Annotated in this window: 16 protein-coding genes; 14 read left to right on the forward strand and 2 right to left on the reverse strand. The window is 35.2% G+C overall.

All coding sequences use genetic code 11. The features are described 5' to 3' along the window. Positions 1-273 precede the first annotated feature (273 nt). The 11 genes from BWZ20_RS11025 to BWZ20_RS11075 all read left to right on the forward strand — a co-directional run bounded on the left by BWZ20_RS11025 (position 274) and on the right by BWZ20_RS11075 (position 18,433). Positions 274-3,471, forward strand: a complete 3,198-nt coding sequence (locus BWZ20_RS11025; RefSeq protein WP_198034950.1) for a glycoside hydrolase family 2 TIM barrel-domain containing protein — start codon at positions 274-276, stop codon at positions 3,469-3,471. A 12-nt stretch (positions 3,472-3,483) separates the two neighbouring features. Beyond that, a complete protein-coding gene (locus tag BWZ20_RS11030; RefSeq protein WP_076619981.1) occupies positions 3,484-4,971 on the forward strand; it encodes a hypothetical protein in 1,488 nt (495 codons plus the stop codon). A gap of 28 nt (positions 4,972-4,999) precedes the next feature. Next, the gene (locus tag BWZ20_RS11035; protein ID WP_076619983.1) at positions 5,000-5,851 is read left to right on the forward strand and encodes a family 16 glycosylhydrolase; all 852 of its coding nucleotides are present in this window, start codon (positions 5,000-5,002) and stop codon (positions 5,849-5,851) included. Between the two features lie 12 nt (positions 5,852-5,863). Beyond that, positions 5,864-6,709, forward strand: a complete 846-nt coding sequence (locus BWZ20_RS11040) for a PKD domain-containing protein (protein WP_076619986.1) — start codon at positions 5,864-5,866, stop codon at positions 6,707-6,709. Positions 6,710-6,816: 107 nt separating this feature from the next. Continuing rightward, positions 6,817-10,275 carry a hypothetical protein gene (locus BWZ20_RS11045; RefSeq protein ID WP_076621343.1) on the forward strand — a complete coding sequence of 1,153 codons (3,459 nt, stop codon included), beginning with the start codon at positions 6,817-6,819 and terminating at the stop codon, positions 10,273-10,275. Positions 10,276-10,287: 12 nt separating this feature from the next. Next, positions 10,288-11,577: a glycosyl hydrolase family 17 protein gene (locus tag BWZ20_RS11050; RefSeq protein WP_076619988.1), complete on the forward strand. Its 1,290-nt coding sequence runs from the start codon at positions 10,288-10,290 to the stop codon at positions 11,575-11,577. A 117-nt stretch (positions 11,578-11,694) separates the two neighbouring features. Next, the gene (locus BWZ20_RS11055; protein WP_076619990.1) at positions 11,695-13,182 is read left to right on the forward strand and encodes a glycoside hydrolase family 30 protein; all 1,488 of its coding nucleotides are present in this window, start codon (positions 11,695-11,697) and stop codon (positions 13,180-13,182) included. Between the two features lie 24 nt (positions 13,183-13,206). Next, on the forward strand, positions 13,207-14,640 hold the full coding sequence (locus tag BWZ20_RS11060; protein WP_076619992.1) for an MFS transporter: 1,434 nt from the start codon (positions 13,207-13,209) through the stop codon (positions 14,638-14,640). Positions 14,641-14,661: 21 nt separating this feature from the next. After that, the gene (locus BWZ20_RS11065) at positions 14,662-15,555 is read left to right on the forward strand and encodes a glycosyl hydrolase family 17 protein (protein WP_076619994.1); all 894 of its coding nucleotides are present in this window, start codon (positions 14,662-14,664) and stop codon (positions 15,553-15,555) included. A gap of 281 nt (positions 15,556-15,836) precedes the next feature. After that, on the forward strand, positions 15,837-17,354 hold the full coding sequence (locus tag BWZ20_RS11070; protein ID WP_076619996.1) for a T9SS type A sorting domain-containing protein: 1,518 nt from the start codon (positions 15,837-15,839) through the stop codon (positions 17,352-17,354). A gap of 80 nt (positions 17,355-17,434) precedes the next feature. Further along, positions 17,435-18,433: a LacI family DNA-binding transcriptional regulator gene (locus BWZ20_RS11075; protein ID WP_076619999.1), complete on the forward strand. Its 999-nt coding sequence runs from the start codon at positions 17,435-17,437 to the stop codon at positions 18,431-18,433. 61 nt (positions 18,434-18,494) lie between these two features. Here the strand turns inward: BWZ20_RS11075 and BWZ20_RS11080 are convergent, their stop codons facing one another. Beyond that, complete coding sequence (locus BWZ20_RS11080; RefSeq protein WP_076620002.1) at positions 18,495-18,863, reverse strand: hypothetical protein; 369 nt, start codon at positions 18,861-18,863, stop codon at positions 18,495-18,497. Positions 18,864-18,960: 97 nt separating this feature from the next. Then, positions 18,961-20,196, reverse strand: coding sequence for a 3-deoxy-D-manno-octulosonic acid transferase (locus tag BWZ20_RS11085; RefSeq protein WP_076620004.1), 1,236 nt, complete (start codon positions 20,194-20,196; stop codon positions 18,961-18,963). 127 nt (positions 20,197-20,323) lie between these two features. Here BWZ20_RS11085 and BWZ20_RS11090 point away from each other — a divergent pair, with 127 nt between their 5' ends. The 3 genes from BWZ20_RS11090 to BWZ20_RS11100 are packed head-to-tail and all read left to right on the forward strand — an operon-like array spanning position 20,324 to position 23,793. Next, positions 20,324-21,481 carry a DegT/DnrJ/EryC1/StrS family aminotransferase gene (locus BWZ20_RS11090; protein WP_076620005.1) on the forward strand — a complete coding sequence of 386 codons (1,158 nt, stop codon included), beginning with the start codon at positions 20,324-20,326 and terminating at the stop codon, positions 21,479-21,481. Positions 21,482-21,484: 3 nt separating this feature from the next. Further along, entirely contained in the window at positions 21,485-22,504 is a 1,020-nt protein-coding gene (galE, locus tag BWZ20_RS11095) for a UDP-glucose 4-epimerase GalE (protein ID WP_076620007.1), read from the forward strand. 11 nt (positions 22,505-22,515) lie between these two features. Continuing rightward, positions 22,516-23,793 (forward strand): metal-dependent hydrolase family protein, encoded by a 1,278-nt coding sequence (locus tag BWZ20_RS11100; RefSeq protein ID WP_076621344.1) that lies wholly within the window; start codon positions 22,516-22,518, stop codon positions 23,791-23,793. Positions 23,794-23,860: the final 67 nt, after the last annotated feature.

Consider the following 23,860-nt stretch of genomic DNA (forward strand, 5'->3'; position numbering starts at 1 on the left):
CTTGTTTTAACCTATACATTACCTATACATTCAATAATTTTTAAACCACAAGTAGTGGTTGTAGTAATTTTACACAACCACTGAAAACACCTTATTTGATTGTGTTTTAACATCATATTCTCATTTTTTTATACTGTTTAATAAAATGTATGTTTTTTGTATAGCCTTTTTTTGAGATTTTCGCAAATTTTTATTATAAGTTGCAGATACTATTCAACTAGGATATTGTTTAACTGTCTTTTTCAGAACAATCCTTTAATATTAAGGTTAACTATGATAAACAAGCTTTTAAGATTATTTGTGGTGCTCACATTCACAAACATCGCTTTTGCACAATCAGACTTCGTGTCGGTTGAAAGTAATTCAGAAGGTCAAAGATTAATGGTAAATGGGAAACCATTTATTATTAATGGGATGAATTGGGATTACGTACCAATAGGTACTAATGTTGTCGATGCAGAATTCTATAAAAAATCAGACGATATTATTAAAGCAGGCCTCGATGCAGAAATGGCACTTTTGCAAAACATGAACGTCAATGTTATAAGGCAATATACTGGTGTACCAGCAAAATGGATAAGATACATTTACGAAAACTATGGCATTTACACAATGTTAAACGATTCATTTGGACGATATGGACTCACTATCGATGGTGTATGGACTCCAATTACAGACTATAAAGACAAACGCACAAAGGAACTATTGCTATCAGAAATAACAAATATGGTAACCGAATATAAAAATACTCCAGGTATTTTAATGTATCTCATCGGTAACGAAAACAACTATGGTCTCTTTTGGCAAGGTGCAGAAACTGAAGACTTTCCAGACGGTGAAGAAAAAATTAATGCGGTAGGACAACTCAGAGGAAGGCCAATGTACCAATTAATGAATGAGGCCGCAAAAGCCATGAAGGACATAGATCCAAATCACCCTGTTGCCATCTGCAATGGTGATCTTTTGTTTTTAGACATAATAGCCGAAGAATGCCCAGATGTAGATATATACGGTACTAACATGTATAGAGGCGAATCTTTTGGAGATGCTTTTGAGCGCGTAAAAAACGAATATGGAAAGCCCATAATGTTCACAGAATTTGGTTCGGATGCTTTTAATGCTATTGAAAATCGTGAAGACCAAAAGATGCAAGCTTACTACATGAAATCAAATTGGAAAGAAATTTATGAAAATGCGGCAGGTTTAGGTAAAGCAAATAATTCCTTAGGAGGTTTTACATTTCAGTTTTCTGACGGCTGGTGGAAAGCTGGTTTCGATGACCGAAAAGATGCAGACACGCATCAAACAGAATCCACATGGAATGCTGGTGGTTATAAGTGGGATGAAGCCTATCCTGGCGCCAATAACATGAATGAGGAGTGGTTTGGTATTTGTGCAAAAGGACCAACAAATGAAAGAGGCTTGTACACCCTTTATCCCAGAGCAGCATACTACGCTTTAAAAGATGCACATAGTTTAGATCCTTATGCAGAAGGAGTAACTCTAGAGTTTATAGATAATTATTTTAATAATATAAATTTAATGGATGCTGTGCTAAGAGCAAGAGGTGATAAAGCTGCTCTTGGTGGAAATGAGTCAGAAAAAATAAGGCTAAGCCGTTTAACAGCACAGTTTACAACCTTTAACACTGGCGGAAGTTTAATAACCACTCCAGAAACGGCAGATCAATCACAAAATACATTTCCAAACCAATTAGGTTTTGACCACATGCAATCTTATTTTGTTGGTATAGAAGGTAAACCTAATGCAAGTATGAGAGTAGAAGCCACATTCAATATTCTTGGTAATGTAGCTGATAACCCGATTAATGAGATTTTTTATGAAAATGTAAATAGACCTTATACCATACAAGACCCAAACACGGGAGAAAATGTTACCGTAACAGATAACAATAGGGTTAGACTGTATCAGGCAGAGTTTGAATGGAATCATAAAGATTTCGACTTAAGAGGGTTTTATCGTACGGGTCACTATCACTGGGCTTATGAAGGGGATTTCTTTAATCTTTATCCAGAAGCAAATTATGGTCCAAATTTAGATATTTACAATGGAGAGATCCTAGGCGTAGAAATAGATGCTAAAGGAGAATTAGAAGGTCTTAAGGCTGCATTTGGCCCTCAATTATGGTGGGGAGCAAACCCAACAGCTTTATTAAAATACCAACGCAGTTTCGGAAAATGGGACATAACTGGTATTTATCACAGAGATTTAAACACAGATTTAGAGTTTGATGAAAGTGGCCGTCGTGTACTCGATGCAAATCAAGTTCGAAGTGGTATTATACCACCATGGCCTACAGAAAGAGCAACACTAGTTGTGGAGCGCGAAGTTGGTAAGTTTAACATTACTGTTGGTGGTATCTGGGGAGGCAACCCACTAAACGGTAGTACATTTCAAGATATAAACGACAATAACCAAGTAGTTGAAGACCAAATTAAAAGTAGCGATAATTGGGGAGGTAAAGCTAAAATTATGTATCAAGGTGGACGCTTTAACTGGTACGGACAAGCCTCTTACATGGGTGTAGTGGCCAATGGTGGGGCAGATCAAACACAAACTTTTACAGGTTGGAGGTTAAGAGATAGTGGCAGTGGTAACATGGTTAATGCTTTAACAGGATTCACGTACTCAGTTGGTGATTTTCAAATAGCACCAAATTTTATGTACCAAGAGCCATTAGTAGATCCTATTCCAAATAACTTTGGTGGTCCGGCTAGACTACGCAATTTCATAGACGATCCATTCGCCGTAAGAAATGGAAATAGAGAAATGTTTGGTTCTGAAATTTTACTCACGTACGACCCTACACCAGGTACATGGATGTATCAATGGGATAACGATAGAGCTGAAGACGCAAAGTTTGCCATGAATTTAGGTTTTGTGTATCGTCGCTTACCGACCACAATGGATGCTCACATCGGGTTTCTTGCCGATCGTACTTTTTTTGCTTTTCCAAATTCAGCACCTGCAGAGGATCTTTGGGAAATACACTCAAGAATGGTGTCTAAATTAAGTCCAGATCTCGGTATTATTGGTAACTTATATTACGGTAATGGACAGGGTAACGGCGATTCAGACCGAACCATTACGCGTTTTGGCGCAGATATTAGAGCCATATACAAAAAAAACATGCTTCAAGCTCACGTAAAAGTTAATGATTGGGGACCGTTTGACTACCACAGAGATTTTAACCTTACATTTCCTCTGCAATTAATGTTAGATTTATCGACATCATTGGGTAAACCAGATTGGTTTATATTACCTAGTACAACAATCGGAATAAGAGGAACATGGAGGTCTTTAAATGAATTTTCTCCAAGATACTCGCCGTTAGCAACTCCTCAAAATTCTACTAATCCCAATGCACCTCCAATTCTAAGTCCAACAGGATTCCCAAATGGTTCAGAATGGGAAATACGAACGTATGTACACATCAATATAGGAAAATAAAAAGCCAGAGAAATGACACAGATTAAACAAATACAAACTAAAGTATTTTGCTTATTAGGCCTAGTAGCTATTTCATTGTTAGGCTGTGAGCGAGATTTACCAGCCGATGCACCGTTAGCAACTTTTCCAAATACTGCTGATATTTTTACAGACACACCTGTGGGTCTAACAGACGAATTTTTTGAATCTTTTGACCCAGCTATAGGTGCTAATACTTCTGGCTTTGGAACAGATGATGTCATAGCTTACGAAGGAACGAGTTCAATTCGTATTGATGTACCTTCACCAACTGATCCTGACGGAAATTTTATAGGTGGAATTTTTAGAGACCGAGGTGAAGGAAGAAATCTTACACAATACGATGCCCTAACATTCTGGGCTAAAGGAACGGTTAATGGTACGGTAGAAGTTGGTTTTGGAACTGACTTTGAACTAAACAGATTTGCAACAACACGAAGTATTGAAATGACCACAGGATGGAAAAAGTATGTTGTTCCTATACCAGAGGCTTCTAAGTTAGTTCAAGAAAGAGGAATGTTTTTGTTTGCAGCAGGTGGTTTTGATATACAGGGCGATGGCCCTAATGGAAATGAAGTAGCTTGGACTTTTTGGATAGATGAACTGCGCTTTGAAACTTTAGGTACCAATTTAGTAGTCAATACTGAAATATTTAACGGTCAAGACGTAGTAGTCCAGGCATTTACAGGCTCTAATATAGCTGTTACAGGTTTAGCCCAAACTGTAAATCTTGGAACCGGTGAAAATGTAAGTATTAATGTTGCGCCAGCATATTTTAATTTTATCAACTCAAATCCATCCGTTGCTACGATTGATGAGTTAGGAATGGTTTCAGTTGTAGGTAGCTCAGGAACAACAAATATTACTGCAATTTTAGGCAATACTCAAGCAAATGGCTCTTTAGAGGTTACATCAAACGGTCAATTTCCAAGTGCGCCTATACCAACCAGAGCTTCAGAAAACGTGATATCTCTTTTTAGCGATGCATATTTAAATGTACCTGTGAGGCACTACAATGGTTTTTTTGAACCTTTTCAAACCACCCAAGGTGGTGCTGGTGCAGATCCTAATAATGTAGATATTCAAGGAACACTACCAGATGGGTCTGTAGACAACATTATTAACTACACACAATTAAACTTTGTAAGTATTGGTACATACGAAACAGTGCAGTTGGTAGACGCGAGTTCGGCTACGCATTTGCACATAGATATTAACGTTAGAGAAACCATAGACCCTTCTGATTTTATAAGGCTAGAATTAGAAAGTGGGACATTCACAGGATCAACGGCCAATGGGAGTTTTCTTCTTAATGCAGCAGCATTGAGTAATGTAAATAGTGATGGTTGGGCAAGTATAGATGTTCCGTTGGCAAGTTTTTCTGGTTCAGTCGACTTTTCAAATCTAGGACAATTGTTCTTTATATCTGATGCTACAATATCAGATATCTGGGTAGATAATATCTACTATTATAATGAGTAATTACAATACCATTTAAATTGAAAATATTATGGATTTAAAATTTTTAAACAAAACAAGTTTTTACGCAATAGGAGTATTGCTAACAACTAGTTTTTTAGGATGTGATTTGGATGAAACACAAGAGGTTGCAACACTGAATAACTTAGTTTGGGAGGATAATTTTGACGTGGACGGCACACCAGATGCATCTAAATGGATATTCGAAATTGGTGATGGAACAGCACAAGGAATTCCTGGCTGGGGAAATAATGAGCTTCAATATTATACAGACAGACCAGAAAATGTAAGTGTTGAAAACGGAGTTTTACAAATAACCGCAAGACAAGAGCCATTTGCTGGTTCTAGCTACACATCGGCTAGGTTAATAACCAAAGGACTATTTCAGCAAAAGTATGGTCGTTTTGAAGCAAGAATAAAATTACCTACAGGGCAAGGTTTATGGCCTGCTTTTTGGCTACTTGGCGACGATAGCAATGGTGATATTTGGCCTCAAATTGGCGAAATAGACATCATGGAATATCTAGGCGACCAACCAACTCAAGTATTCGGTACCATCCATGGACCACAATTCTCAGGAGCAGAATCTATTTCTAAAGATTATGTTTTAGAAAACGACCGTTTCGATGCAGGTTTTCACATTTTTGGGATAGAATGGTCACCAAATAAAATCAATTTTTATGTAGATGATAAATTGTACCAAACCTTAACACCTAGAGATGTTGATGAAAAAACTAATGGAGAGGGAGAATGGGTCTTTAATGACCGTCCGTTTTACATGATTTTAAACGTTGCAGTAGGCGGAAATTTACCTGGTCCGCCAAACGCCGAGACAATGTTCCCTCAAAGTATGTATGTAGATTACGTTAGAGTTTATAACTAAAATCAAAAGAAAATGAACACATTTAATTTAAGGATTTCTAAATTACTCTTAGTGGTATTTGCATTTACGACCCTAGCCTGTGAAGATAACGAAAGTGGTGTAGAATTAATTGGCTTAGAAGCAAGATTTACAACCGAGCTTAATCTAAGAACCGTTAGTTTTAATAATATTTCTAATGATGCAACAAGCTATTTATGGGACTTTGGTGATGGCACAAGTTCTATACTTTTAAATCCGATAAAGACTTACCAAAATGGTACTTATACTGTATCTCTAACGGCATTTAATGATAATGGAGACGCGGACGTATTTGAAAAAACATTGATTATAGATGTTGCAATCTGTGACGATGAAATGGCTGAAAATATTGATCCTGCAAACGGTAATATAAATTGGACATTTTTATCAACAGATAGTACTGCCACCTTTGATGCATTCGGAAACATAGGTGGCTCAATTGTAGCTAATCCATATTTTGAAAACGACACTAATACAAGTTGTAATGTGTACAAGTACGAGAAAATTAGTGGATGCGAAACTTGGTCTGGTGTAGGAGTTGAACTAAATACAGCATTAGACTTTTCGGTCTCAAATGCTGATAAAGTGTTTAAAATGAAGGTTTTTGCAGAAAATCAACTCACTGAGGTAACCTTACGGTTAGAAAGGTTGCCATTTCCAAATACTGAGCCCTCGCACGATCGTGTCGCAACTATAACCCAATTAGGGCAATGGCAAGAGCTCACTTTTGATTTTTCTGATGTAAACACCGGAACATATAAAAGTATGATCATCTATTTTGAAAGAAACGCACCATGTGATGGTGACGTATATTATTTTGATGATATCCTTCAGCAGTAATTTTATAATAACACCCAAAAATTACGGCTTTAATTTTTTTGATTAAAGCCGTAGTTATAAATCAATTTTTACTACCACAGTAATTGTATAACCGTTTTTTAATGGTAATGACTTCGAAACTAACAAACAGTATTTTAGAAAACAATAACATTTCACTTTCAAAAGTGATAATACATAATAAGCCATATTTTAAAATTTCCAATAGCGACCAAATGCGTCCATTTTTTATGAGCATTGTAAGCGACTCTAACCACTGGATGTTTATATCAAGCAATGGAGGTTTAACTGCCGGAAGAAAGAATTCTGAATACGCATTATTCCCTTATTATTCAGATGATAAAATAACAGAGTCTTCTGAAATTACTGGGCCTAAAATAATTCTTCAAGTCACTAAAAATGAAAATAGATTTATATGGGAACCTTTTTCTATAAGATTCCAAGATAAGTATACTATAAGAAGAAACTTATACAAAAGCATTTATGGTAATGCCATAATTTTTGAAGAAGAAAATCTTGATTTAAATCTTACTTACAGGTACGAATGGTGTTCTAGTAACATCTATGGTTTTGTAAAAAAATCAACTTTAACAAATAATGCTGAGCAATCTGTTAGTATAGCGTTTGTAGACGGAATTCAAAATGTAATGCCTTATGGTGTTAGTAGTGCTTTACAGAATGCAAGCAGTAACTTAGTAGATGCATATAAGAGAACCGAGTTAGTAGAAGAGTCTGGAATTGGAATATTTGCATTAAGTGCTATTATAGTTGATAAAGCAGAGCCAAGTGAAGCGCTTAAGGCTAATGTTGCTTGGTCCTTGGGTATTGATAACCCTAAGTATTTACTGTCTTCTTTACAGTTAGATGAATTTAGAAAATTCGGTAAGGTTAGACAAGAAATCGATGTTAAGGCTGAAAAAGGTGCTTACTTTGTTAACACAGCAATACAGCTAAACCCAAAAGCATCTAACGATTGGGTTATTGTTGCTAATGTTAATCAAGATGCGTCAGATATTGTTGCAATTTCAAATCAAATAAAAACTGATAGCCAGCTTTTAAATAAGGTTGAAGCGGATATTCAACTAGGTACAAAAAAATTAATAAAGCTTAATGCAGTATCAGATGGCTTACAATTAACATCGGATAATTTTAGAGATACCAGACATTTTTCTAATACACTTTTCAATATAATGCGTGGTGGTATTTTCGATGATGGTTACACTATCGAAAAATGGGATTTTAAAAACTATTTAAAGAATGCCAACAAAGATGTCAGTCGTAATTGTGAGCAATTGCTACAAGATTTGCCTGAAACATTTTCTTTACAAACATTAAGAAAATTTGCAAACTGGAATGACGATAAGGATTTTAAGAGGCTAGCCTTAGAATACTTACCACTAAAATTTAGTAGAAGACATGGTGATCCAAGTAGACCTTGGAATAAATTCTCTATAAATACACGAAGCGAAGTAGATGGTTCTAAAATCTTAGACTATGAAGGTAACTGGAGAGATATTTTTCAAAACTGGGAAGCCCTCGCTTTTTCTTATCCAGAGTTTATAGAGAATATGATTTTTAAGTTCTTAAATGCTACCACGTTTGATGGGTATAACCCTTATCGAGTAACTAAGGGTGGCTTTGATTGGGAAACCATTGAGCCAGATGACCCTTGGTCTTACATAGGGTATTGGGGAGATCATCAAATCATATATTTATTGAAGTTTCTTGAGTTTATAGAAGACTATAATCCAGGGAAATTAGAGAGTTTCTTCTCTCAAGATATTTTTGTCTATGCTAATGTACCTTATAGGATTAAAGCGCATCAAGATATTTTAAATAATCCAAAGGATACTATAGAGTTTGATGAAGATTCTGATAAGGAAATACGATTAAAAAGAGAAAGGATTGGTGCAGATGGAGCTTTGTTACAATACTCTAACGGAAAAGTTGTTAGAGCTAATTTTATAGAAAAGATTTTAGCAACAACTTTAGCTAAACTTTCCAACTTTATACCAGAAGGCGGTATATGGATGAATACACAAAGGCCAGAATGGAACGACGCCAACAATGCATTAGTTGGCAATGGTGTTTCTATGGTTACACTTTATTATCTCAGACGATTTTTAAAGTTTTTTGAAGGTGTTTTTCAAAATACTTCTATAGATGAAGTTGAAGTTTCTTCAGAGATTTCTGAATTTTTCAATGCTGTAAAATCTGCATTTAAGCAAAACGAATCCATTTTAAATAATGAGATTGACGATGCTACAAGGAAACAATTATTAGACTTACTAGGTATAGCAGGTAGTAATTTCAGGGAACATATCTACAATAACGCTTTCTCTGGTGATAAACTAAAAGTAAGTCTAAATGATATTTTAGATTTTACTCAGTCTGCGATTAAACACCTTGAACATTCAATAAGAGCTAACAAAAGAGAAGATAATCTTTACCATGCATACAACTTAATGACAGTTGAGGATACTACTTCTGTATCCATATCTTGTTTAGATGAAATGTTAGAAGGACAGGTTGCTGTATTAAGTTCTGGATATTTGAGTTCTCAAGAAAATCTAGACGTTTTAGATGGTCTTAAGCAGAGTAAGCTATTTAGAGAAGATCAGTATAGCTATATACTGTACCCTTACAAAAATCTAAAGGGTTTCATGGATAGAAATACGATTCCTTCTAATTCAGTGCATAGTTCTAAACTGTTACAAACATTAGTGTCTGAAGGTAATACGCAAATTCTTAAAAAAGACAGAAATGGTGATTACCATTTTAACGGGAATTTCAAAAATGCAAATGATGTAGAACAGGCTTTAGAAAATCTTAGTGAGACTGCTCATTTAGAATTAGCTAAATCAGAAAAGCATAAAGTGCTTCAAATTTTTGAAGATGTTTTTAATCACAAGGCATTTACAGGTCGTTCAGGTACGTTTTATGGTTATGAAGGCCTAGGTTCTATTTATTGGCATATGGTTTCAAAATTGCAATTAGCAGTAATGGAAGTTTGTCAAAAAGCCATTGCAGAAAATGAATCACCAGAAGTGATAGGTCGACTACTAGAGCATTACTACGAAATTAATGAAGGTATTGGAGTACATAAGTCACCAGAGTTATATGGTGCTTTCCCAACCGATCCTTATTCGCATACACCAGCAGGTAAAGGTGCCCAACAACCAGGAATGACAGGACAAGTAAAAGAAGATATTCTCAGTCGATTTGGCGAACTAGGTGTTTTTATGAATGACGGATTACTCGTTTTTAATCCTTGTATGCTTAGAAAAGATGAATTTTTAAATGAAGCGCAAGTATTCAATTATATTAATGTAGATGGTGAAGCATCTGCATTAAAAGTTGATGCCAACCAGTTGGTATTTACCTATTGCCAAGTGCCAGTGGTATATAGTATTTCAAATGAATACAAAACCACTATATCATTTAAGGATGGTTCACAGCAAATCTTCGACCAAGTGGAACTGGATAAGGAAACGAGTGAGAAAGTGTTCAGTCGTTCAGGAGATGTAGTATCTATAACGGTTCATATAAAAGAAGATCATTTAAAATAAAAAGGAACAATCATGAATAAAGGAAAACTAATAGTATATGTTTTATCTATAATATTCATGATGTCTTGTAAAAATGAAAATAAGGAAGCGTCTTTAACTCAAATTAAAACAAAAGTGACAGCAAAAGATATATTAGGAAATCCAGAGTATCTGGCTATTTCTTATGGAGGCTATAGAGAAAAGACCAGAGATAGCCAACCTACAATTGCAGAATTAAAAGAAGATTTAAAAATTCTATCTGCAATGGGTGTTAAGTTGCTCAGAACATATAATGTTCAGCCAAAATTACCTCATGCATCAAATGTTTTAAAGGCTATTTCAGAACTAAAAACTGAAGATGAAAATTTTGAGATGTACGTTATGCTTGGTGCTTGGATTGACTGTCTAAATGCATGGACAGATAAAGAGCCAAATCATAATATAGAAAGTCCAAATAATGCTGGTGAAATTAAAAGAGCTGTGGCACTAGCAAATCAATATCCAGACATTGTAAAAATAATAGCTGTTGGCAATGAAGCTATGGTAAAATGGGCAACCTCTTACTACGTACAGCCAGAAGTTATCTTAAAATGGGTAAAACATCTTCAGGACCTAAAAAAACAAGAAAAATTACCTAAAGATCTTTGGATAACTAGCTCAGATGATTTTGCATCCTGGGGAGGTGGTGAAGATAAGTATCATGTAGAGGATTTAAATGAATTGATAAAGTCAGTAGATTTTATCTCCATGCATACCTATCCTTATCACAATACCCACTATAACCCAGAGTTTTGGGGAGTGCCAGAAGCACATACCAATATGCCAGATACAACTAAAATAGAAATGGCTATGGAACGTGCTTTGAAATTTGCTCAAAAGCAATACGACAGTGTTACCAATTACATGAAAAGCTTAGGTGTAAATAAACCAATTCATATAGGTGAGACAGGTTGGGCTACAACATCTACAGGACATTATGGTCCTAATGGTTCAAAAGCAACAGACGAATATAAACAAGGTTTGTATTATAAATTAATGCGAAGATGGACCAAAAGCGCTGGTATTTCTTGTTTTTATTTTGAAGCTTTTAACGAGCAATGGAAAGATGCCCACAACCCAAATGGATCAGAAAATCATTTTGGATTATTTACAATAGACGGAAAAGCCAAATATCCAATTTGGGATTTAGTTGACAAGGGAATTTTTGATGGATTAACAAGGAATGGTAATACAATAACGAAGACGTACAATGGCGATAAGAAAGCACTTTTTAAAGATGTTTTAGTGCCGCCATCTGAAGAAGAAATAATGGCAAATAGGTAACAATGAAACATCCATGATTAACATTAAATCTCATATCGAAAATGATAATAAGATGTTCCATAGCCTGCACTGAGCGCAGTCGAAGTGTGACCATTGAAAAACAACAAATATTTACACATGAAAGCGTTAAGAATTAGTGTTTATTGTCTTTTAATAGCAGCTATGAGTTGTAATACCCAACCAGAAGAGTTAAAAGTTGAGGTTTTGGAAACTTCAGCAAGTGGAAACCAATTAACTAAAGTTGAGCCTTTGGCTGTAGATGAGGAAGTTGATGCAATGCATGTAATAAGAATTCTGCCAGATCAAAGATTTCAAACTATTACAGGATTTGGAGGAGCATTTACAGAGTCGTCAGCATATTTGCTCAATAAATTGAGTCCAAAAAATAGAGATCTTATTTTAAAAGCTTATTTCAGTCAAGAAGGCGCAAACTATTCATTATGTAGAACACATATGAACTCTTGTGATTTTTCATTAGGCCATTATTCTTACACACCAACTGAAGATAAAGAGTTAAAAGACTTCTCTGTTAAGGAAGATATGGATGATTTAATCCCAATGATTAAAGATGCTCAAGCGATTTCTAAAGATGGGTTTAAATTGTTTGCTTCACCATGGACAGCACCACCATGGATGAAAGACAACAAAGATTGGGTAGGTGGTAAGTTATTGCCAGAGTATTACCCAAGTTGGGCACTGTTCTTTTCAAAATATATAGAAGCCTATAAAGACCAAGGTATAGAGCTTTGGGGTTTTACTGTAGAAAATGAACCTCATGGCAACGGCAACAATTGGGAAAGTATGCACTTTACACCAGAAGAAATGACTGATTTTGTTCAGCATCATTTAGGCCCAAAATTAGAAGCTGATGGTTATGGTGATAAAATCATTTTAGGTTACGATCAGAATAGAGCAGGAATAAAAGAATGGGTAGATGTAATGTATGCAACCGAAGCGTCTTCAAAATATTATGACGGAACAGCAATTCACTGGTATGAAAGTACTTATGAGGTCTTTCCAGAAGATCTTCAATATGCCCACAATAAAGCACCAGATAAATATCTTATAGAAACCGAAGGTTGTATAGATGATGAAGTGCCTGTTTGGAAAGACGATGCTTGGTATTGGAAAAAAGAAGCGACTGATTGGGGCTGGAAATGGGCATCTGAAAAAGATAAGTATTTACACCCTAAATATGCACCAGCAAATCGCTATGCAAGAGATATTATAGGTTGTCTAAACAATTGGGTAGATGGTTGGGTAGATTGGAATATGGTTCTAAACAAGCAAGGTGGCCCAAATTGGTTTAAAAACTGGTGTATTGCTCCAGTAATTGTAGATGAGGTAAATGATGAGGTATACTTTACGCCATTGTATTACATAATGACGCACTTCAGCAAGTATATAAGGCCAGAAGCTAAGGTTTTAGGTATAGATAAAACGGATAATGACATTATGGCCACAGCAGTAGAAAATCCTGATGGCTCCGTAATTCTTGTAGTATTTAATGAAAATAATGAAGCTAAGAAATTTCACCTATGGCTCAATGGCAAAAGGACTACTATATATATAAACCGACAGGCTATTCAAACTATAGTAATGTAGAATAATTAACAAACGCATAATATTATGGCAGAAGTTAAAACAGCACCTAGAAATAAAGTGCCATTAGGGCAAAAAGCAGCTTTTGGTGCTGGTCATTTAATTAATAATTTAATACCAGGGCTTTTAGGTGTATTTGTTTTTATACTAAAAACAGAAGCTTTTGGTATGGATCCTGCTTTAGCAGGTTTAATTGTAGGAATACCTAGGTTGTTTGATGCAATTACAGATCCAGTTATGGGTTATGTCTCCGACAACACGAGTTCTAAATACGGAAGACGCAGACCTTATATTTTTATAGGCGCAATATTTACAGGAATTGTCTTTGCCATATTGTGGCAGGTTAATGAAAATAATACAGAAATGTTCAATTTTTGGTATTTGTTGATTTTTTCAATCCTGTTAATTTTTGGAAATACAATTTTCTCTACTCCATTAATTGCCTTGGGTTACGAAATGACATCAGACTACAAGGAAAGAACGCGCCTTATGAGTTTTGCTAATACAATAGGACAGCTAGCATGGATGCTTGTTCCATTTCTTTACTTATTACTTCCTAATAAAGATTTATTTAGTGACACTCCTGCTGCGGTAAGAACCATAGCTTTAATTGCTGGAGCAATTATAATTCTGTTAGGTGTACTCCCTGCTTTTTTCTGTAGAGGAATAGACTCTAGTAATATGGAAGGTAGAGAAGATATCACATTCAAAAGTGTACTCAATAGTATGGGAAAAATCTTTCAAGGAATAAAATTAGTTCTTAAGAATAAGCCATTTGTTAAATTATGTGTTGCTACATTCTTGGTTTTTAATGGTTATCAGATAGTTGCTGAATTCGGATTATTTATAATTGCGTTTTACTTATTCAATGGAGATTTTGGTGAGGCTGGCCTTTGGATGACCTTATTTCCGGCAGTTACAGCTGCGTTTACGGCTTTTATTGCCATTCCGATTATTAATTGGATGGCAAACAAATGGGGCAAAAAGAATGCTTTTATTTATGCAACAGCTATTTCGATAATTGGTTATACTTTAAAATGGTGGGGATTTGATCCAGACAATGTTTACATGATTTTCTTACCAATCCCTTTAATGGCCTTTGGTATGGGATGCTTATTTACATTAATGATGTCGATGACTGCAGATGTCTGCGACCTTGATGAACTAGAGAATGGAATGCCTCGTAAAGAAGGTACTTTTGGAGCTATCTACTGGTGGATGATTAAAGTTGGGCAAGGTATAGCTTTAGTAACATCAGGTTTTATCCTTAAGGGTTTGGGATACGATTCAGAAGCTAGTACTCAAACCGCAAGCGCAATCATGGGAATGCGTATTACAGATATTGCACTTCCTGTAATTACTGCTGCTCTGGCAATCTGGGTAATGTGGAAATATAGCCTATCAGAAGAAAGAGCAAGAGAAATTAAAGCTGAGCTTGTTGAGCGTAGAGGCGAATTATAAAAACTTACAAGAAAGAAGAACATGTCTTTAAGAAAAGAGAAATTTTTAGCGTTGGCATCTATTGATTATGAAGGAATGTCAATTGAAGACTTAAGAAAGTTGTTTAGAAAAACTCTAAAATCTGGTATGCATGGTTTGTGCTCTAGTCCTTATGAAGAAGGTCAGGAGCCTGGAGATCAATTAACAGAAAGCCAAATACGTCGCCGTTTAGAAATAATGACACCATACACTAAGTGGATACGATCGTTTTCGTGTACAGAAGGTAATGAGCTTATTCCTAAAATAGCAAAAGAGATGGGAATGAAGACTTTGGTTGGCGCATGGCTTGGTGATGATGCCGAGATAAATAAAAACGAAATAGAAGGATTAATAAAGTTAAGTAAAGAAGGAGTAGTTGATATTGCAGCCGTTGGTAATGAGGTAATGTATAGAGGAGATTTAACAGAAGAGGAATTATTAAATAAAATTCACCATGTTAAGAATGCTTTGAAAAACACAGAAATCCCTATAGGTTACGTAGATGCCTATTACGAGTTTCAGGAAAGACCAGCTATCACCGAGGCATGTGATATTATTCTTGCAAATTGCTATCCGTTTTGGGAAGGCTGTGATTTAGATTACTCTTTACTGTACATGAAAGATATGTACCAAAAAGCGCTGAGAGCAGGAAACGGTAAAAAAGTTATAATAACGGAGACAGGATGGCCTAGCGAAGGTACAAACCTGCAAGGTGCATTTCCATCAGAAGAAAATGCAATTAAGTATTTCATCAACACACAAAAATGGTCTAAAGAAGAAGGGATTGAAATCTTCTATTTCTCATCTTTTGATGAATCTTGGAAAGTCGGTGGTGAAGGAGATGTTGGAGCCTTTTGGGGTATTTGGGACAAAAATGAAAATCTTAAGTACTGCTAAGTACCTTACAAAACATAAATATAACAAAACAGAACACAACATTACCACTACAATATAGGTCTCTGCATTGACTAATAAGGGTTTTAAATGTTTATTAACCACAATGTTTACAGTATCTATAAGATGATAATTAATTATTTACTAAATCGATTTCGTTGTATGTTTTTTGTAAAGGTGGTATTTAGGAATATTCAGTATTAAAACAATAATTTTATGAAATAAGCAATTTAATGTTTTAATAATTGCTTTAAATGAATAAATAACTATAATAAATAACAATTATGAAAAAAATTACTTTTTTAATCTTTCTATTAGGTACAATTTTGGCATTCGGTCAATCCTTACCTATAGATTTTGAAGATGGCACAACTGCGCCGCAATTTCAATTTGGTAATTTAGGATTTGGAAATGTTGTAAATCCCGACCAATCTGGAATAAATACCTCAACACGAGTATTAGAAGTTAATAAACCAGACACTGCAGATTGGTTTGCAGGATTTGGGTTTGAAACACCTGGTTTGCCATTAATTAACTTAGCAAATGGTACTGCATTCACAATGAAAGTATGGGCGCCAATTGCGGGTCAAAGTATTAGATTTCAAATCCAAAATGGATTAAATATGGAGCCTACTTACAATAGAGATATCGTAATTAATACTGCAATGACATGGGTTGAAGTTACTTTTGACTTTTCTACACAGCCAGGTTTAACAGGTATGGAGCAGTATCCGGTGTTGGTAATTCAGCCAAATTACGATCCATCATGTGAAGGAGCCAGCTGCTCTACAGTTGGCACAGGCAATGGTGGTTTATGGTACATAGATGATATTGTACAAGTAGGAGCACCAGCACCTACATGTACAGACGGTGTTCAAAATGGTCAGGAGACTGGTGTCGATTGTGGCGGTCCTGATTGTCCTGCTTGCCCTCCGTCATGTACTGATGGCATCCAAAACGGAATGGAAACAGGTGTAGACTGTGGTGGTCCTGATTGTCCCGCTTGTCCAGCCCCAGATCCAACTGATGGTCCAAACAACAATGGTTCATCTGGAACAGATTTTTATATTTACAGCGAATTAAGTGGAAACCCAAATTCATCCGATTTCACTAACTTTAATTTAGTGGATTTTGCTGGTAGTGTAACAATATCACAACCAGACTTAAATGGCGATACTGTAATTAGAGCTGATAATATCGATTTCTTTGGAAGTGGTTTTGGGGAAGCTTTTAATGCAACCGGAACGTACAGCTTTGTTCATTTAAATTATTACGCAACCTCATCTACAGCTTGGAATTTCTCATTGGTAGATCAGTCTTTAAGTGCTACGATTTGCTGTGGTAACCCAGAAGAACCATTCTACAGATTTGGAGTTGATGAACCTTTACAGACAGGACAATGGGTAAGCGTATTCATTCCATTATCACATTATGCAAATTTCCCAGGATTAGTAAACGGAACATGGGATGGTACAGACCTTATCCAAACGTTGGTAACTGGTAATGGAACAGTATTTATCGATAATATCTTCTTTAGTACTACAAATACTTTAGGAAATGAGGAATTTGCGAATATTGAATTCAAAGTATATCCAAATCCTACAGATGATAATTGGACTGTGGTTTCAAATAGTGTTGTTACTCAAGTTCAGATACATGATATCTTAGGAAAAGAAGTATTAACTGTAAATCCAAATGAAGCAGTGAGTTCTATTGATGCAACAAACCTTAATAAAGGGGTCTACTTTGCAACCATTACGACCAATACTGGTTCTAATACAGTAAAGTTGATCAAAAATTAATAACGATTCTAATTAATAAAAAGAAGAAAGAGTGTATTTTTACAATACACTCTTTTTCTTTAATAAAAGAATACAATCTAATGACTACCTTAAAAGAATTAGCAAAGCTCTTAAATATTTCGGTGTCCACAGTTTCAAAAGCACTGAATGATAGCCATGAAATTAGCGAAAATACTAAAAGACGTGTTAATGAGCTGGCAGTTAAGCTTAATTATAAGCCTAATCGCATTGCACAACAGTTAAAAACAAACAAAACAAAAACTATAGGTGTCATTTTACCGACAGTGACAAATCCATTTTTTGCTGAGGTCTTACACGGTATAGAAACAAGTGCTACAAAAAATAACTATGATATCATTGTATGTCTTTCGGACGAGTCTTTAAAAAAAGAACAACGCAGCTTAGAATTATTATCTAATGGAAGTGTAGACGGGTTTATAATTGCTGTGGCTAGAGAGAGTCAAGTAGAAGAAGAAGTAGAGCACATTAACACCGTTATAAGTAATAGAATACCAATATTAATGTTTGATAGAGTTGTCAACGAAATAGTGTGCGATAAAGTTATAGTCGATGATTTTAAATCTGTACATGAAGCTACCGAGTATTTAATACAAAAAGAAAATAGAAAGCATGTTGTATTGGTAAGTAATATTGAAGAATTAAGTGTAGGTAAGTTGAGAATTAAGGGTTATCAAAAAGCCATGGAGGACGCCGATTTAACGCCTAACATTTTAAAACTTAGTAAAGTTGATGATGTAGAAAAACATATATATAATTACTTAAAAGAAAATCCTAATACTGATGCTATTGTATCAATTGACCACATAACAGGTATTATTGCCATTAATATGGCAAAAAAAACAGGAAAAGCAGTTCCTGAAGATTTATCCGTTATTGGTTTTGGCTACGAACATACCCAATTATTGTCTAGTCCAAAGATTTCTATAGTACATCAAAAGGCTTATGAAATTGGTGAAATGTGTGTTAAATTACTCATTGATAATTTACAATCAGAAAACCACGAACTACAAACTATAATAGTACCGAGCAAGCTCAAGCTGGGCGGATCAACCAGATAAGACAACAAAAGCCTGATGGAATATCAGGCTTTATGTTAGTTTTAGAATGTAAAAAGGTGGTCTAGTTTCCTTTTATCTTATCGGCTGCGTCCTTACCAGCTTCTTTTACTTTGTCAACCGCATTATTAGCAGCATCTTTAGCATCATCAGCCATGTCTTCTGCACTTTCTTTAACGCTATCTACAGCATTGCTGGCAGCATCTTTAGCTTCATCCATAGCGTCACTTGCATCGTCTGCAGCGTCCTCGGCAGCATCTTTTACGTCATTAACCGCATCTCCTGCAGCGTCTGCGGCGTCATCCATGGCATCACCTGCAGCATCTGCAGCATTTTCTACAGCCTCTTCAGTTTTTTCTTTTGTTTCTCTACAAGAGTTTAACGATAAGCCTAAAAATGCAACTAGGGCTAAACTTAATACAACTTTTTTCATTTTAATAGTTTTAGTGTTAATTGTTGTTAATGCACTAAGTTAATAATTTAAATGAAATTTTAACAAAATTCCAATATTTATTAATAGCGCAACCTTATTATATACGTATCAATTCTAATATTTGGATGACTGATCCTTTATTTTTTTCTATATATTTTTTATTTATTAAGCCTTGCTTAGCTCTTAAAGATGTGTCCGAAGTGAGGTGTTTTATTGCGGAGCTAAACTCTGACGATGTTGATACAGGTGTAACACCACCAAGTTTAATTAATGCCTTTGCTTCAGGAAATTTGTCATAATTTTTACCAATAATAATTGGTATGCCAAATACTGCAGGTTCTAGTACATTGTGTAGTCCTGTAGATCCTGCAGCTCCGCCTACATAAGCTATGTCAGCATAACTGTATACTCTGCTTAAGTAGCCTATTGTATCTAGGATAAATACATTATACTCAGAAAGCTTATTGTTTTCTATTTCAGAAAAGCAAATCAATTTAACTTTAATTTGTTTTTTAAGAGAAGTGATATAACTGGCCTTAATGTTATGTGGTGCAATAATAATTTTTAGGTTGTTAAACTCTAGACTGTTTATGTAATCTATATAAAGTTTATCATCCTCTGGCCAAGTACTTCCAAAGACAATACAGAGGTTATTGTCTTTAAAGTTTTCTATAAAATCTATAGAATTATCAGCTTTTAGTTGATTAGTGACTCTATCAAAACGTGTATCTCCAGAGACGGAGACATTATTGTAGTTAATACGCTCTAGAAGTCGTTTTGAAGCTTCATTTTGAGTAAAAATATGATTAAATGCAAATAAAGCAGATTTTGTATAGCTACCATACCATTTAAAAAAACTTTGAGATTCTCTAAAAACAGCCGAAATAAGTATTGCTTTATGTTTTCTCTTTTTTAACTCTAGCAAAAAATTTGGCCATATCTCATATTTTACAAAAATGGTATAGTCTGGATTTACGATATCTAAGAAACGCTTAGCATTGGAATTAGTATCTAAGGGTAAGTAGACAACAACATCAGCAATTTTTGAATTCTTTCTTACTTCATAGCCAGAAGGTGAAAAAAAGGAAAGTACTACCTTAAAGTCTGGATGGTTTTTTACTAATTGTTCAAAAACAGGCAGACCTTGCTCGTATTCACCAAGAGAAGCACAGTGAAACCAAAATGTCTTATCATTTTCGGTTATAGAAGATTTTAAGTTTTTAAAAGTTTCTTTTCTGCCATCAACGCCTTGCTTTAGTTTAGAGTTAAATAGGGCAAGAAGTTTTATGACTAAACCTGCAAAATAAATTCCTGTTGAATAGAGTAGTCTCAATAATTTAGATTTGTGCTAAAATACATTTCTTTCAATTAATTGCATTGGCTTAGCGGTTACAATTTTGTATTTTCGCCTATAGCATTGTTAAAAATGCATTTCAGAATTTATTATAATCCTTCACGGAATGAGAAAAATACAAATGGTTGACCTTCAGAGTCAATATGCAAAAATAAAAAACGTTGTAGATCCTTCAATTCAAGAAATTTTAGAAAGTGCAGCATTTATAAATGGGCCAAAGGTTCATCAATTTCAAGAGAACTTAGAAAACTATTTGGGTGTAAAACATGTTATACCATGTGCCAACGGTACAGATGCACTACAAATTGCAATGATGGGTCTAGGTCTTAAGCCAGGTGATGAGGTAATAACCGCAGATTTTACGTTTGCGGCTACGGTAGAGGTGATTGCCTTATTACAGTTAACCCCTGTTTTAGTAGATGTAGATCCTATAACTTTTAATATAGATGTAGCTGCTATTGAGAAAGCTATTACTCCAAAAACCAAGGCTATTGTACCAGTACACTTATTTGGTTTAGCTGCAGATATGGATCCCATTATGGATTTAGCAAAAAAACATAATCTATATGTTATAGAAGACAATGCGCAAGGTATTGGTGCGTCCTACACCCACAAGGATGGTACTAAAACGAAAACGGGAGCCATCGGTGATGTTGCATCGACTTCATTTTTCCCTTCTAAAAATTTGGGGTGTTACGGAGATGGTGGTGCTATTTTTACAAACGACGATGATTTGGCTCATATTATAAGAGGTATCGTAAATCATGGTATGTATAAAAGATATCACCACGACGTTGTTGGTGTAAATTCTAGATTAGATTCTATACAAGCAGCAGTTTTGGATGCAAAATTGCCACACTTAGATAGTTATAACCAAGCAAGACGAAATGCTGCAAGAAAGTACACTGAAGCATTTAAAGATCATCCAAGCATTACCACACCATCAGGTAGAACAACCTGTGATGGTATCTGTGATACTTGCGATTGCCATGTATTTCATCAATATACATTAAATCTAAAAGATGTAGATAGAGATGCTTTAGTTGCACATTTACAACAGCATAATATACCTTGTGGTGTGTATTATCCAATTCCGCTTCACCTCCAGAAAGCGTACAAAGATGAGCGTTATAAAGAAGAAGATTTTGAAGTAACAAATCAGCTCGTTAAATCAGTAATTTCTTTACCAATGCATACAGAATTAGATGATGAACAGATTGATTTTATAACGTCTACAATTTTAAACTTTATAAACGAAAACTAAAAAATGAAAATACTTGTAACAGGTGGCTTAGGTTTTATTGGTTCGCACACAGTTGTAGAACTACAAAACGAAGGTTTTGAAGTGGTTATCATTGATAACCTCAGCAATTCTTCTATTGATGTATTAGATGGTATCACTGCAATTACTGGTGTAAAGCCGCATTTTGAAGAGCTAGACCTCAGAGTTAAGCCAGATGTTACTCAATTTTTTAAAACCCATAGTGATATTGCTGGAGTTATTCATTTTGCAGCTAATAAAGCTGTTGGTGAGAGTGTAAAAGAGCCCTTAATGTATTACGAAAATAATATTGGGACACTTGTTTATATGTTGCAAGAAGTTTCAAAATTAGATAAGCAAAACTTTATTTTTAGTTCATCATGTACTGTTTACGGTCAGGCGGATGAACTACCTATTACTGAAAATGCGCCAATAAAACCTGCAGAATCTCCTTATGGTAACACAAAACAAATTGGCGAAGAAATCATCAGAGATACGTGTAAAATAAATGATAAACTAAATAGTATAGCTTTAAGATATTTTAATCCCATAGGTGCGCATCCATCTGCAGAGATTGGAGAATTACCAATTGGTGTGCCACAAAATTTAGTGCCATATATAACGCAAACAGGTATTGGTATGCGCGAGCAATTATCAGTTTTTGGTGGCGATTATGAAACACCAGATGGTACATGTATAAGAGATTACATTCATGTTGTCGACTTAGCTAAAGCCCATGTTGTTGCATTAGAGCGATTGCTGGAAGAAAAAAATCTTTCAAATTACGAAGTCTTTAATTTAGGGACTGGAAAAGGAAGCTCAGTATTAGAAGTTATTCATTCTTTTGACAGGGTTTCAGGTAAAAGCTTAAAGTATCAAATTGTGGGTAGGCGAGAAGGTGACGTTATTGCTGCTTATGCAGACACAACAAAGGCTAATGATGTTTTAGGTTGGAAAACAGAGCTCACTTTAGATGATGCTGTGGCCTCAGCTTGGAAGTGGGAACAGAAAATAAGAAATACCTAAAACCAACAACTATGAAAACGCGACTCAGTATTTTAACATTTTTATTTGCAATTGTTTTAACAGCGCAAAACACTTATCTGCATTGTGGAAAATTAATAGATACTGAGTCTGGTAAAGTGCTTACTGAGCAAACAATTATAGTTTCAGGGAATAAAATTGTTTCGGTTAATAAGGGTTATCTAAATCTAGAAAACACTGAAGACACTCTTGTGGATTTAAAATCTAAAACCGTAATGCCTGGTCTAATAGATATGCATGTGCATATTGAAAGTGAAACCAACCCTAAATCATATCTTGAAGATTATACATTAAATGATGCTGATCTTGCTTTTAATTCTGTAAAGTATGCAGAAGTTACTCTAATGAATGGATTTACAACTGTCAGAGATTTAGGCGGTACAGGTGTTAATGTGTCTTTAAGAAATGCAATAAACGCAGGAAAAGTAAAAGGACCGAGAATTTTTACAGCAGAAAAAGCTCTGGCTACTACTGGTGGTCATGCAGATCCTACAAATGGCGCAAGTAGAGATTTAATGGGTAATCCTGGTCCTAAAGAAGGAGTAGTGAATGGAGTGGACGATGCCAAAAAAGCAGTAAGGCAGCGTTATAAAAATGGTGCAGATCTTATAAAAATAACAGCAACAGGAGGTGTGCTAAGTGTTGCAAAAAGCGGTCAGAATCCACAATTTACTGTTGAAGAAATTAAGGCTATTTGTGAAACAGCTAAAGATTACGGATTCCATGTGGCAGCCCATGCTCATGGTGATGAAGGTATGCAACGTGCCATTTTGGGTGGTGTAAAAACTATAGAGCACGGTACTCTTATGAGCTCTGAAACCATGGAGCTTATGAAAAAGCATGATGTTTACTTAGTGCCAACCATTACAGCAGGTAAATTTGTATCTGATAAAGCTAAAATATCAGGCTACTATCCAGAAGTTGTAGTTCCAAAAGCCTTAGATATAGGTCCAAAGATTCAAGATATGTTTGGCAGAGCTTATAAAGCTGGTGTTGGTATTGCTTTTGGAACGGATGCGGCAGTTTTTTATCATGGAGAAAACGGAAAGGAATTTGGTTATATGGTTGAAGCAGGAATGCCAGCAATGGAAACTATACAAAGCGCTACAATTACCAATGCAATGATTCTTAAAAAGGAAGAACAGCTTGGCCAAATAAAAGAAGGGTTTTTAGCAGATATTATTGCAGTTAACGATGATCCTACAAAAAACATCTCTACAATGGAAAATGTGGTTTTTGTAATGAAAGAAGGCATTATTTATAAAAACTAGGTAAATTATAATATTTTCGGATTATAAAACTCTTAATGAAGTAGCACATCCATTAAGAATATAATAA

The organism is Winogradskyella sp. J14-2, assembly GCF_001971725.1.
In the GTDB taxonomy this organism is placed as follows: Bacteria; Bacteroidota; Bacteroidia; order Flavobacteriales; family Flavobacteriaceae; genus Winogradskyella.

What these genes read in the sequence shown, in the direction of transcription:
- BWZ20_RS11050 (WP_076619988.1), top strand. Translation starts at nt 10,288, where the DNA reads ATGAATAAAGGAAAACTAATAGTATATGTTTTATCTATAATATTCATG.
- BWZ20_RS11060 (WP_076619992.1), top strand. Translation starts at nt 13,207, where the DNA reads ATGGCAGAAGTTAAAACAGCACCTAGAAATAAAGTGCCATTAGGGCAA.
- BWZ20_RS11055 (WP_076619990.1), top strand. Translation starts at nt 11,695, where the DNA reads ATGAAAGCGTTAAGAATTAGTGTTTATTGTCTTTTAATAGCAGCTATG.
- BWZ20_RS11075 (WP_076619999.1), top strand. Translation starts at nt 17,435, where the DNA reads ATGACTACCTTAAAAGAATTAGCAAAGCTCTTAAATATTTCGGTGTCC.
- BWZ20_RS11090 (WP_076620005.1), top strand. Translation starts at nt 20,324, where the DNA reads ATGAGAAAAATACAAATGGTTGACCTTCAGAGTCAATATGCAAAAATA.
- BWZ20_RS11065 (WP_076619994.1), top strand. Translation starts at nt 14,662, where the DNA reads ATGTCTTTAAGAAAAGAGAAATTTTTAGCGTTGGCATCTATTGATTAT.
- BWZ20_RS11070 (WP_076619996.1), top strand. Translation starts at nt 15,837, where the DNA reads ATGAAAAAAATTACTTTTTTAATCTTTCTATTAGGTACAATTTTGGCA.
- BWZ20_RS11100 (WP_076621344.1), top strand. Translation starts at nt 22,516, where the DNA reads ATGAAAACGCGACTCAGTATTTTAACATTTTTATTTGCAATTGTTTTA.
- BWZ20_RS11040 (WP_076619986.1), top strand. Translation starts at nt 5,864, where the DNA reads ATGAACACATTTAATTTAAGGATTTCTAAATTACTCTTAGTGGTATTT.
- BWZ20_RS11045 (WP_076621343.1), top strand. Translation starts at nt 6,817, where the DNA reads ATGACTTCGAAACTAACAAACAGTATTTTAGAAAACAATAACATTTCA.
- BWZ20_RS11025 (WP_198034950.1), top strand. Translation starts at nt 274, where the DNA reads ATGATAAACAAGCTTTTAAGATTATTTGTGGTGCTCACATTCACAAAC.
- galE (WP_076620007.1), top strand. Translation starts at nt 21,485, where the DNA reads ATGAAAATACTTGTAACAGGTGGCTTAGGTTTTATTGGTTCGCACACA.
- BWZ20_RS11030 (WP_076619981.1), top strand. Translation starts at nt 3,484, where the DNA reads ATGACACAGATTAAACAAATACAAACTAAAGTATTTTGCTTATTAGGC.
- BWZ20_RS11080 (WP_076620002.1), bottom strand. Translation starts at nt 18,863, where the DNA reads ATGAAAAAAGTTGTATTAAGTTTAGCCCTAGTTGCATTTTTAGGCTTA.
- BWZ20_RS11035 (WP_076619983.1), top strand. Translation starts at nt 5,000, where the DNA reads ATGGATTTAAAATTTTTAAACAAAACAAGTTTTTACGCAATAGGAGTA.